Annotated in this window: 10 protein-coding genes; 5 read left to right on the top strand and 5 right to left on the bottom strand. The window is 60.8% G+C overall.

What is annotated here, in order from left to right; translation table 11 throughout:
* The first annotated feature begins 17 nt into the window (after window positions 1-17).
* Complete coding sequence (locus NHAM_RS07540; RefSeq protein ID WP_011509988.1) at window positions 18-557, top strand: TRAP transporter small permease subunit; 540 nt, start codon at window positions 18-20, stop codon at window positions 555-557.
* Window positions 554-2,164, top strand: a complete 1,611-nt coding sequence (locus NHAM_RS07535) for a TRAP transporter large permease (protein ID WP_011509987.1) — start codon at window positions 554-556, stop codon at window positions 2,162-2,164. Before NHAM_RS07540 ends, NHAM_RS07535 begins: the two co-directional genes overlap by 4 nt.
* 137 nt (window positions 2,165-2,301) lie before the next feature.
* Here the strand turns inward: NHAM_RS07535 and NHAM_RS07530 are convergent, their stop codons facing one another.
* The 4 genes from NHAM_RS07530 to NHAM_RS07515 form a co-directional block, all read right to left on the bottom strand.
* Window positions 2,302-3,390: a TRAP transporter substrate-binding protein gene (locus tag NHAM_RS07530; protein ID WP_011509986.1), complete on the bottom strand. Its 1,089-nt coding sequence runs from the start codon at window positions 3,388-3,390 to the stop codon at window positions 2,302-2,304.
* A gap of 314 nt (window positions 3,391-3,704) precedes the next feature.
* The gene (locus tag NHAM_RS07525; protein WP_011509106.1) at window positions 3,705-4,814 is read right to left on the bottom strand and encodes an IS5-like element ISNha7 family transposase; all 1,110 of its coding nucleotides are present in this window, start codon (window positions 4,812-4,814) and stop codon (window positions 3,705-3,707) included.
* A gap of 150 nt (window positions 4,815-4,964) precedes the next feature.
* Entirely contained in the window at window positions 4,965-6,101 is a 1,137-nt protein-coding gene (locus NHAM_RS07520; protein WP_041357823.1) for an Mrp/NBP35 family ATP-binding protein, read from the bottom strand.
* 134 nt (window positions 6,102-6,235) lie between these two features.
* Complete coding sequence (locus NHAM_RS07515) at window positions 6,236-6,625, bottom strand: VOC family protein (protein ID WP_011509984.1); 390 nt, start codon at window positions 6,623-6,625, stop codon at window positions 6,236-6,238.
* A gap of 306 nt (window positions 6,626-6,931) precedes the next feature.
* Between NHAM_RS07515 and NHAM_RS07510 the strand changes: the two genes are divergently transcribed.
* From NHAM_RS07510 to NHAM_RS07500, 3 genes are all read left to right on the top strand, one after another.
* Window positions 6,932-7,801: an NAD(P)-dependent oxidoreductase gene (locus NHAM_RS07510; RefSeq protein ID WP_011509983.1), complete on the top strand. Its 870-nt coding sequence runs from the start codon at window positions 6,932-6,934 to the stop codon at window positions 7,799-7,801.
* Between the two features lie 171 nt (window positions 7,802-7,972).
* On the top strand, window positions 7,973-9,583 hold the full coding sequence (locus NHAM_RS07505) for a sensor histidine kinase (RefSeq protein WP_011509982.1): 1,611 nt from the start codon (window positions 7,973-7,975) through the stop codon (window positions 9,581-9,583).
* A 67-nt stretch (window positions 9,584-9,650) separates the two neighbouring features.
* On the top strand, window positions 9,651-10,163 hold the full coding sequence (locus NHAM_RS07500) for a TIGR02281 family clan AA aspartic protease (protein ID WP_011509981.1): 513 nt from the start codon (window positions 9,651-9,653) through the stop codon (window positions 10,161-10,163).
* 68 nt (window positions 10,164-10,231) lie between these two features.
* Here the strand turns inward: NHAM_RS07500 and malQ are convergent, their stop codons facing one another.
* Entirely contained in the window at window positions 10,232-12,172 is a 1,941-nt protein-coding gene (gene malQ / locus NHAM_RS07495) for a 4-alpha-glucanotransferase (RefSeq protein ID WP_011509980.1), read from the bottom strand.
* Window positions 12,173-12,307: the final 135 nt, after the last annotated feature.

Raw genomic sequence — 12,307 nt, 5'->3', positions numbered from 1 at the left:
CCGCGAGGAGGAGTGTGATGCGCCCGTTACTGGCCCTCAGCACGGCCATCGACCAGCTCAATAAAAAGATCGGGTATGTCTGCAATATCCTTGTGCTGCTCGCCGTTCTGGTGAGCGCCGGTAATGCGATGATCCGATATGCCTTCGACTACAGCTCGAATGGCTGGCTCGAATTGCAGTGGTACATGTTCGCCATCCTCGTGATGTTCGGTGCCTCGTACACCTTCAAACGCAACGAACATGTCCGCGTCGAAATCTTCTATTTGTATCTGTCCGAGCGCGGCAAGCTCTGGCTCGACCTCATCGGCACCCTCTTCCTTCTCATTCCGGCCTGCCTGTTGCTGAGCTACCTGTCGTGGCCGTTCTTCATGCAGTCCTACGCGGTCGGCGAAATGTCGGGCAATGCCGGCGGCCTGGTCCGTTGGCCAATCAAACTTGTCATCCCGTTCGGATTCGCCATGCTCGCGCTTCAAGGCGTCTCGGAAGTGATCAAGCGCGTCGCTGCGCTGCTGGGCGTTGTCACGATCGATGCCAGGTACGAGAGACCGACCCAATGATTACGCTCCAGATGATGCCGCCGATGATGTTCGGCGGCCTGGTTCTGGCGATGTTGATCGGCTTTCCGGTGGCCTTCACGCTGGCTGCGGTCGGGCTCTCATTCGGATTCCTCGCCATCCATCTTGGCTTCTTCGACCTGAATTTCCTTCAGGCCATTCCGGGGCGCGTGTTCGGCAGCGTGCTGTCCAACGAATTGTTGCTCGCGATTCCGTTTTTCACGTTCATGGGATCGGTGCTTGAGCGCTGTGGTCTCGCGGAGGACATGCTCGACTCGATGGGCCAACTGTTCGGGCCAATCCGCGGCGGCCTGGGATATTCGGTCATTCTTGTCGGATTCATCCTCGGCGCCATCACCGGCACGGTCGCCGCTCAGGTGATCGCCATGGCGCTCATCTCGATGCCCGTGATGATGCGGTACGGCTACAACATGCGCTACATCACGGGCGTGCTGGCGGCATCCGGCACCATCACCCAGCTCGTCCCGCCCTCGCTGGTGCTGATCGTGCTCGCCGACCAGCTCGGAAAGTCGGTCGGCGATATGTATCTCGGTGCCTGGGGGCCTTCGCTGTTCCAGATCGTGCTGTTCGTCGGCTACACGTTCGTGCTCGGCCTTATCAAACCCGATCATGTCCCCCCGGTGCCGAAGGAATTCCGCACGCTCGCCGGCTGGCCGCTTTGGCGCAAATGCTTGATGGGCATCATTCCCTCCGCCGTCCTGATCTTCGTCGTGCTCGGCACCATGATGATGGGGCTTGCGACGCCGACGGAAGCAGGAGCAATGGGCGCCGTCGGCGCGATCGTGCTGGCGTCCATTCACCACAAGGATTTCAGCAGCACCGGCCGAAAATTCCTGATCATCGGCGCGATCGCCGGCGGCATCGGCACGCTCGTCGGGATCTTCGTGACCGAGGGACCGGTCTTCAAGATCGCGTTCGCCGTCACCTATCTCGCGGTCGTGTGGATCTGTCTGGAAGCCGTCCGCATTCCCGAGCTTCGCGACCTCATCAAGCAGGCCTATCAATCGACGATGCGCCTCACCACCATGGTGACGTTCATCCTGATCGGCTCGACCTGTTTCTCAGTGGTGTTTCTCGGCGTATCCGGCGGCGAGTGGCTCGAACACCTGCTGACATCGCTGCCAGGCGGCGCGTGGGGCTTTCTCGTCTTCATCAACGTCTTCATCTTCTTCCTGGCGTTTTTCCTCGATTTCTTCGAGATCGCCTTCATCATCCTGCCGATGATCGCGCCGGTGGCCCAGAAGCTTCTCGCTCCGATCGTCGGCGCGGACGCCGCCTTGATCTGGTTCGGCGTCATGATCTGCGTCAACATGCAGACCTCGTTCCTCCACCCTCCATTCGGCTTCGCATTGTTCTACCTGCGCGGCGTCGCGCCGCGCGAGGTCAAGAGCTCCGACATCTACTGGGGCGCTGTGCCCTGGATCGGATTGCAGGTCATCATGGTCGTTCTTGTGATCGCGTTCCCCACGACGGTGACGAGCCTGCTCAGCAAACCGACAAACGTCGATCTGAACAAGATCAAGATCGAGGTCCCCGATATCGAGATGGCACCGCTCGATTTCGGTCCACCGCCGAAAACACGGCAATAGCTCCATCTTTCATGCGAGTCGAAAGGGTTCCGAACAGAACGATTCGCGACGCGCGGGCGTGACGGAACACAAAAACGCCCGGTTTTTTTGCGAAAGTCGGGCAGCCGGTGCTGACAGTTTACCACATGATGGCGCGATCAGCCGCGCGTACGCGACCGGATCATGAAGCTGTCGTAGGTATATTCGGCCACCTGCCACCACAGGTACTCGTCCGAGCGATAGGCCTGCATGGTTTCGATGGTCTTCTTGAAGTCGGGATTCGTCGCGGAAATCTCGCCCCACAACTCATTCGTGGCTTTCAGGCAGGCATCAAGAATTTCATTGCTGAACGGCCGCAATTGCGTGCCACCCGCGACCAGCCGCTTGAGGGCTACGGGATTCTGCATGTCGTAGCGAGCCGCCATCCAGGTGTTGGCGTTGGCCGCAGCATTCGTCAGGATCGCCTGATAGGTCTTCGGCAGCGTATTCCACTTCTCGAGATTGCAGAACGCGTGAACCGTCGGGCCGCCTTCCCAGAAGCCGGGATAGTAGTAGTACTTCGCGACTTTCTGGAAACCCAACTTTTCATCGTCGTATGGACCGACCCACTCGGCCGCATCGATCGTGCCCTTTTCAAGCGAAGGATAAATGTCACCGCCGGCAAGCTGCTGCGGTACGACGCCAACCTTCTGCAGCACCTGCCCGGCAATGCCGCCAATTCGCATCTTCAGGCCCGACAAGTCGGCGACCGTCTTGATCTCCTTGCGGAACCAGCCACCCATCTGGGTCCCGGTGTTGCCGCAGGGAAAACCGATGACACCGAACTTCTTGAAGAACTCATTGGCGAGTTCATTGCCGCCGCCCTGATACAGCCAGGAATTCTGCTGACGCGCGTTGAGGCCGAACGGGACAGATGCGAAGATCGCGAACGTCGGGTCCTTCCCGACATAATAATAGGACACCGTGTGGCTCATCTCGACCGTATTGTTGGCCGTTGCATCGAACGCCTGCAATCCGGGGACGATCTCTCCGGCAGCAAAGAGCTGAATTTGAAACTTGTTGTCGGTCATTTCCGCAACTTGCTTTGCGAAATAATCGGCGCCGCCATAGATCGTATCAAGCGACTTCGGAAAGCTCGAGGTCATGCGCCATTTGATCTCGGGCGCCGATTGTGCAATGGCCGGCGAGGCTACGGCCGCGACAGCGGCGCCGGTTGCTGAAGCTTTCAAAAAATCACGACGTTTCATACAGACACTCCTGATGAGGATGTTTCTTTTGAATTCCAGCGTGCGGTCGTGCCCGGCTTCAGCACCATCGTCGTCGACTCTGGCGCGGTCTCTAACATCGCGGTCTCTAACATGGAGTTCGGTCGCTGAAAACGCACGGCATCCCTGCTGAGGGTCTATAAATCCAAATCAGGAACGGCCTATGAAACGCGGCTCTAACAGGCTGTTGAAGAAGTTTCCCACGGAGACGGATATGGAATGGAGTCAGCGTGATCTGCGGGCGGCGCCACCATCAGGGTCCTGATCGAGCATCTTGACGGTGCACGACTTGTGTTTCACGCGGCGGCTGCCAGGAGTTTGGGCAAGCGGATCAGGTTGTAGGCCGCCAGCGCCAGGGTGAAGGTGGCGTTGACGCGGTCGCGGCCTCGCAGCTTGATCTTGGCAAGTCCGGCGGAGGCCTTGATCCAGCCGAACACCTCCTCGATGCGCTTGCGACAGCGTTGGCTGACGGCATATCCGGCATGACGGAGAGTCCTCTGGTCGATCGCGGTCTTGCGCGGCTTTCCGGTCTTGCTCAAATGCCCGTCGATGGCGATGTGCGGCGTGACCGAACGCCGTCTTAAGTCCTCGACGAATGCGGTGACGTCATAGGCCTTGTCGGCGCCCAGCGTGATCCGCCGCTCGCTTTGGCCGCGGTGGCAGTCGATCAGCGCCAACGCCTGATCCCGCTCCGCCGTTCCGGTCGCCCGGCTCACGCCACCCAGCACCGCCAGTCCGTTGCGGTTCTCCATCAGGGCATGGCCGATGTAGCAAAGCTTCGCCGGCTGGCCGCCGCCCTTCTTATAGAGCCGTGCCTCGGGATCGGTCGTGCTCTGATGCGTCTCGTTGCAGCGCTTCTCGTTGTGGAAACTGCGCTCGGCGTTGCGTCCCGGTCCATCACTGTCCTGGTCACCGCCGTCCTTGCGCCGGAAGCTCTTGATCGATGCCCACGCCTCGATCAGCGTGCCGTCGACCGAAAAATGCTCGCTTGATAACAGCCGCTTGACCTGGTGCTGCCCCATCAGCGCGTTCAAGAACTTCGCGGCGATCTCACCTTCAAGCAATCGGTCGCGGTTCTTCGAGAAGGTCGAGTGGTCCCACACCGGGTCGTCCACGCCCAAGCCCACGAACCAGCGCAACAGCAGGTCGAACTCCAGCCGCTCCATCAACTGCCGTTCCGAGCGGATCCCGTAGAATGCCTGCAGCAGCATTGCCCGAAGCAGCTTCTCCGGTGCGATCGAGGGACGGCCGAACGCCGTGTAGAGCTTGTCAAAGTCCCTCGACAGATCATTCAACGCCGCGTTCGCGATCTGTCGGATCGTTCGCAGCGGATGGTCGGAGCGAATCCGAGCCTCCAAGTCCACATAGCTGAACAGCGAGCCTGACCGTTCGTCGCTTCCCCGCATCGCTCCCCCCTCGACGCATCCGCATCAAGAGAATCATGCCCAGAACCGCTGCGCCAGAGACTTCTTCAACAGCCTGCTAAAGCTTTTCGCTTCTGATGGAATCAGGAGCGAAAAGGCTCCAGGTGGGTCGCGAATGTCAAATTAACACGACTAGGCTGCGGCGGTCGCAGCCTGGAGCTGGTCACGTATACGCCCGGCAATGGCGCGATAAATCGCTGCATGCGGACCGTCAGGTTCGCTCTCCACCACCGGATGACCCGAATCGGAGGTCTCGCGAATCGACATGTGAAGCGGGATTTCGCCCAGAAACGGCACCCCCAGCCGTTCCGCCTCCTGGCGCGCGCCGCCGTGACCAAAAATATCGCTTCGTGTCCCGCAATGCGGGCATTGAAAAAAACTCATGTTTTCGACAATGCCGAGAACCGGCACGTCGACTTTTCTGAACATCGCAAGCCCGCGCCGCGCGTCGATCAGCGACAAATCCTGCGGCGTCGAAACGATGACGGCGCCCTTGAGCGGCACGGTCTGAGCCAGCGTCAATTGCGCATCGCCGGTCCCCGGCGGCATGTCCACGACCAGAACATCGAGCTCGCCCCAGGCGACATCCCGCAACATCTGCTTGATCGCGGACGTCACCATCGGGCCGCGCCAGATCATCGCGCTTTCTTCCTCGACCAGAAAGCCGACCGACATGATCGCGAGGCCAAAACGCCCGATCGGGACCATCTTCTTCTCGTCGTTCAAATGCGGCTTTTCCCGAATACCGGTCAGTCTGGGTATCGAGGGCCCATAGATATCGGCATCGAGCAGACCGACGCGCAGGTCGAGATCGCGCAGGCCCAGCGCGAGATTGAGCGCGGTGGTCGACTTGCCGACGCCGCCCTTGCCGGATGCAACGGCAATGACGGCGGCAATTCCGGGAATATCCGCCCGCCGCGCCATCGGCGAACCCGACGCCGGATTTTGCGGCGTGCGATGGGTCGATACATGCGGAATCCCCTGTGCCGAGCGTGGCGGCGAACTCGCGGCTGTGCTGCCCGGCTTGCGTTCGGCGGTCAAAGCGACCATCGCAACCGACACTCCCGGGATCGCGCGCACGGCCGCTTCGGCGTGGGTGCGAACCTCCTCCCATGCCCGGATCTCCGACGCCTCGACGTTGATGGAGAAAAACACCTTGTCGCCGTTGACAACGATCTCCGACAGAACGTCGGCGCCGGTCAGCGCCACACCGCGGGGAGAGAGGACGTCGGCCAGTCGATCGAGAACTTTTTGCGGTGTTACGTTCAAGTCGTCTCTCCGTGCTCGGCGCACTTTGCTTCGAAACAGATTCAACATGGCTACCCGCCTGACCCCGGTCAACGTCCATGCTTTAACTAATCTAATGGCTGGCTTTTGGCGAACCGGCAAAGCCGCGAGAGAGATCAACCCTGTTCGGCCGCCGCATCATAGTTGAGCTCGATCATCACGCCGTTCGGGTCGCAGACGAAAATCTGCCAGAGGGCTCCGCCGGGGACCTCGCGAGCTCTGAAAGCGAACCCTTTTGACTCGAGGCGCTGTTTCATGCCGCTGAAATCGCGGCTCGCGAAGGCGATGTGATGGATAACGCCGGAATCCGGCTTTTGCGGCTCGGACGTCGGTGAGATATCGACGAGGTGAACCACCGGCTTGCCGTCGCTATAGAGCCATGCGCCTGGAAACGTGAACTCTGGCCGATCGCCCTTGGTCAGACCGAGAATCTCCTCGTAGAAGCGTACCGTCTCCGCAAGCTTGCGGGTCCGGATATTGAAATGATCGAGCATGCCCACGCTCATGTCGCGCGCTCCTTTGTCCGACTGGCAAACCGATTGCCCATTCAACTTTAACGCGTTTTGAAACGTCCCGGAATTCTGCCGGCGACAACCCTCTGCTGTCCGACCGCAATTGCCGCCGCGTCCGCGCTGTTTCAGGATTTTCCTGTCTTTGCCGCTGCAACCCCAAGGGTTATGCTGGGTGGCAGCACAGTTGGCGAGATTTTTGTAACCTGCTGATCTGCCCCCCATCCCGCTCTTATCCGCAAAAGAGCCGCTCAGCAGGCTCAGCCGCGATGACGGCGAAAACCCAGTGAACAAGGTTCGGACATGGCTAAAGTCGCATTTCTCGGTCTCGGCGTCATGGGATTCCCCATGGCAGGACATCTCGTCGCAAAGGGCGGCCACGAGGTGACCGTGTTCAATCGAACAGCGGCCAAAGCCAAGGTGTGGGCCGAGACATTCGGCGGCAAAACCGCGCCGACGCCGGAAGCGGCCGCCGACGGTCAGGATTTCGTGATGGCGTGCGTCGGCAACGACAACGACTTGCGCGCAATCACGATCGGCGCCGCCGGCGCCTTTGCCGGAATGAAGCGTGGGGCAACCTTTGTCGATCATACGACAGCTTCCGCCCAGGTCGCGCGCGAACTCGATGCCGAGGCGACCAGGCGCGGCTTCGGCTTTGTCGACGCCCCGGTCTCCGGGGGGCAGGCCGGCGCCGAAAACGGCGTTCTCACCGTGATGTGCGGCGGAACGGAGAATGCTTACGCCGGCGCCGAACCGATCATCGCGGCCTATGCCAGGATGTGCAAACGGCTTGGCCCGGCGGGCGCGGGTCAGTTGACCAAAATGGTCAATCAGATCTGCATTGCCGGCCTCGTGGAGGGGCTGTCCGAGGGCATCCACTTCGCCAGGAAGGCGGGACTCGACGTCAATTCGGTGATTGAGGTGATCTCGAAGGGCGCTGCCCAATCGTGGCAGATGGAAAACCGCTACAAGACGATGAACGAAGGCAAATTCGATCTCGGCTTCGCCGTCGAATGGATGCGCAAGGACCTTTCGATCTGCATCACCGAGGCCCGCCGCAACGGCGCCAGCCTTCCGGTCACGAGCCTGGTGGACGCCTTTTACGCGGAAGTCGAGACAATGGGTGGCCACCGCTGGGACACGTCGAGTCTTCTGGCGCGGCTCGAGCGTTAACGGCTGCCGGATTCACGATGGCCGCGGCCTGGGCCGATTGCCGCATCCGCAGGAGAATTAACCTCCAGTTAACCGGAATATCCTGCTCTTTAAGGCAGCCCTTAATGATTTTGCGCCAGAATTAAACGGGTAAAGGCTCGCGCGGCCGCGTGCAGGATTTGTATTTGGTTGATGAGTACCCCCGCAGATAAACCTGAAGTCGTCCAGCTTCCGGTCGCCCCCGCGATTGTACCGTCCGCACGCAATCGCCGCGCCGCGACGCAACGGGTCCGTGAGGCACGGGACCGGTTGACCTCGACCAGCGGAACCCGCCCGGCATTCGATCACGAACTGCTTCGGCAATACGCGCAAACACGGCTGTCAGCATCGCTCGTCGTGATGCTGCTTGTGGTCGCGACCGGCGTGCTGTTCGGCTTCTGGATGGAGCCCGCCTCGGCGGCGGTATGGACGTTCGGGATGCTCTGCATCCACGCCGTAACCATCTACAACTGCAACAATTACCTCAAGGAGCCATCGTCCCCCAACAGCACGCGCAAATGGCGCGCGCGTTTCATCCTGCTCGATCTTTTGTACGGCCTGTGCTGGACGACGATCCTGGTTCATCCCGCCGGTTTTGACCCGGTCACCAATACCCTGATGATGTTTCTGATGCTGCTGGTCGTGGCGGTATCGAGCATGCTCGCCGCCAGCCTGCCTATTGCCGCCTTTGCCGCAACCGCCCCGGTGACCTCGGCGATCGCGCTGAAGTTTGTGATCGGCGGCAGCTTCAACAACTACATTCTCGCCGTTCTCGCGTTGGCCGCGGAGGGTTACTTCGCGTTGCTCGCGCATCGCCTGCATTCCACGACGCTGGCGACACTCGAGGCGCGCGCGGAAAAGGACGCCCTGATCGGTGAACTCGAGCAGGCCAAGGCCATTTCGGATGAAGCGCGACATCGCGCGGAATCAGCCAACGTCGCAAAATCACGATTTCTCGCGCAAATGAGTCACGAACTGCGGACGCCGCTGAACGCCATTCTCGGATTCTCCGAAGTGATGAAGAGCGAGATTTTCGGCGAGCACGCGGTCGCGGTCTACAAGAGCTATTCGGCCGACATTCATAATTCCGGCGTTCACCTGCTGAATCTGATCAACGAGATCCTCGACCTGTCGCGGATCGAGGCCGGCCGTTACGAACTCAACGAAGAAGCAGTGTCTCTGGTCCATGTCGTGGCGGACTGTCACCACTTGCTGAAGCTGCGAGCCTCCAGCCGCGGCATCACCATTCATGAGGTATTCGAACACGGTATGCCGCGCATCTGGGGCGACGAGCGCGCCACGCGCCAGATCGTGCTCAATCTGTTGTCGAATTCGATCAAATTCACTCCACAGGGCGGGGAGATCTGGCTGAAGGTCGGATGGACCGCTTCAGGCGGGCAATACCTCAGCGTCAAGGACAGCGGTTCCGGGATCGCGGAAGACGAAATTCCGATCGTGCTAGCGTCGTTCGGGCAAGGGACGAATTCGATCAAATCCGCAGAGCAAGGCGCGGGTCTCGGATTGCCGATCGCAAAGAGCCTGATCGACATGCACGGCGGTACGTTCACCCTGCGGTCCAAGCTCCGGGTCGGCACCGAGGTCATCGTCACCTTTCCACCGGAGCGCGTGATGTCCGCTCTCGCGCCGATGGCCGAGGAAGCTCCGCCGATTCAACCCGCTGAAACGGCCGACCCGGCAGCGGATGCGAGACGCCGCCTGCGGAACAAGCCGATCATGAATGCCGGCACGGGTCTTAGAGCATGATCCCGAAAAGTGGAAACCGGCTTTCGGATAAGATCATGCGCGTAGCCGAAAACCTGGCAGGTGCGTCGTGATCCGTATGCTGCTCGTGATCGGAATGCTGGCGGCGACGGCGGGAGCCGTGGTCGCCTATGGCGATCCCGCGCGAATATCGGCTGCGGGAAGCCTGGTCTCCACCATGCTGCGCGAGGCCGGTGCGGGGCCGCCACGTAGCGTCCAGATTCCCCGCGCCCAGAGTGGCGATTTCAGTTTGCACGCCAAGATCAACGGCGTGAAAACATCGATGATCATCGACACCGGCGCAACCTCCGTCGTCCTCACCTACGAAACCGCGAAAGCGGCAGGGTTGCCGCTGGAATTGCTGAATTACGACGTCGATGTCGAGACCGCCGGCGGGCGTGCGCGCGCGGCGCGGCTGACGCTCGACCGGCTTGCGGTCGGCAAGCTCGTCGAGCGATCCGTGCCCGCGCTCGTGGTCCCGCGCGGCCAGATGAAAACCAACCTGCTGGGGATGAGTTTCCTCAATCGGCTCGAGAGCTGGGAAGTCCGTCCAGATCGATTGATGCTGCACGGTTATCCTTGAGCAACTCTCGAATCACCTTGTGATAGCGCGGGGCGGTCGCCTGCGCCTCGTTTCGAACCGCGAGGCGTTCAGCGGTCGCGGAGCGCGTGCCGAAGTGCGTCGAGATCGATGCAGCGGCCGAGATCGTTCAGATCAACCGGAAGCCGCCGCCGCCAGTTGGGGTGCTCATTCACCGTTCCTGGAATGTTCGGCTGATCCTTCAATCCGATCAGATCGTCGAGCGCGACCGCAAGAATGCGCGACGGCGTGTGCGCTAGAAATTCGACGGCTCCGAAAAAATTCTTCGACGCGATATGGTCTTCGCGGAGCTTCCATTCGAACGCACGGAGCGCATCCGCCCGCATCGCGTCCGTCTCGCCGGGATCGAGACCAAGCTCTCGCTTGACCCTGAGATCGGAGTGCGATTGCCAGCCTGCAAACGATGCAAGATCATGCGTGTTGAAAGTGACAAGGGCGTTCGCGGCATAACCCGACGGCCCGATAAAAGCGCCGTCATGACCGCGCTCGAACATCATCACCTTGTAGGACCACACGCCCCAAGCCGCGAGAATGTCGCGAAAGCCGTCCGGCACCGTTCCCAGATCCTCCCCGATCGTGATGCAGCGCTGGCCGACGCTCTCCTGCGCGATGACGCCGAGCAGCGCCTCCAACGGCATCTCCACATACACGCCATCCCGCGGCGACGCACCGGACGGTATCAGATAAAGCCGGTTGAGGCCGAGGACGTGATCCAGTCGTATCGCGCCCGCGAAACGCATCGAGGCGCGCAGCATCTCCCGAAACGGTGCGAAGCCGCTCGCCTCGAGTCCAGCGGTATTAAACCCCGCCAGTCCCCAGTCTTGTCCGGTCGTGTTGAGCTGATCGGGCGGCGCACCAACCGAAAGCCCGCGCGAGATGGCACCCTGCTCGTTCCAGGCGTCGAACCCGCCGGCCTGAACCCCGACGGCAACATCGAGATAAAGGCCGACCGCCATTCCGCGTTCAGCGGCAAGATCGGCGCATGACTGCAACTGCGCCGCCGCGCACCATTGCACGAACTCGACGAATTCAACCTCGGCACGCAGCAAACCGTTTCGAAAGGCCTGAATCCGCGCGTCGTCGGGGCGACGCCATTCCTCCGGCCATTGCCACCACGGCAATGGACCGAATTGCCGCCGCAGCACTTCGAAGCAGGCAAAGCGTTGCAGCAGTTCGCCGCGCTCCTGCCTGAAGATTTCGAATTCGGACTGTGAGCGTCCGCGCCGGAAGATCGAAAACGCGTGCCGGAGCGCGGCGAATTTCAATTCCGCGACGGCCGCGTAGTCGATCAGTTCGCCGTGGCGGGCCTGACCAAGTTGCTCACGATGCTGCGCCAGCCAAGCACCCGGAAAATCCGGCAACCGCTCGGGATCGATGTAAAGCGGATTGAGGAACAACCGGCTGTTCGGCGCATAGGGGCTGCATTCGAGAGGCCGGTCATCGAACAACGCATGAAGCGGATTGAGTCCGATTCCCGCGCAGCCCCAATCCGCGGTCAATTCGATCAGCGCGGCGAGGTCCGTGAAATCGCCAATTCCCCAATTGCCCGACGACGATACCCCGTAGAGTTGAACCGACAGCACCCAGACCCGGTCGAACGAGCCCTGATAGGCGGCCGCCGGCGTCACCAGCAACGGGATCGAATCGATCGTATCCCCGTTATCGCTCACAAGCTCCAGCCGATAGGTGCCGATTGCCGCCGAACGCGGCAAGTCGATCGCCTCCCCGGCCACACGTCCTCGCGCAAGCACCGCGTTTCGTTCAACGAGCCGCCAACCGATTCCGTTTGCTTCGGCGTCCACCGGCACACGACAATCGCCGCCGTCGGCGACGATAACAACGGGTTGCTTCAGATAGGGATGTCGCGAAGGGGATGGCAAACCATCGAGAATGGCACGCAGCCGCTCGCCGTTCACCACATGGCGGAGGCCCTGCCCGTCCACAAATTCCAGATCGATGCCAAGGTCGCGCGCTTTTGAATAAACATCCATCCCCACGCCTCAAACCCCGACTCGATTGTCCGAGATTTCGTCCGGACACGAAGTCTCGCACAGGGAGGCAACGCCATGACAAGATCGCGGTTCCATCGGGAACTTTACAGCGACATGCGGGTTAAACAGGCGGGC

The organism is Nitrobacter hamburgensis X14, assembly GCF_000013885.1.
In the GTDB taxonomy this organism is placed as follows: Bacteria; Pseudomonadota; Alphaproteobacteria; order Rhizobiales; family Xanthobacteraceae; genus Nitrobacter; species Nitrobacter hamburgensis.
The sequence above is the reverse complement of the archived record's forward strand: the minus strand, read 5'-3'. Positions and strand labels throughout refer to the sequence as shown.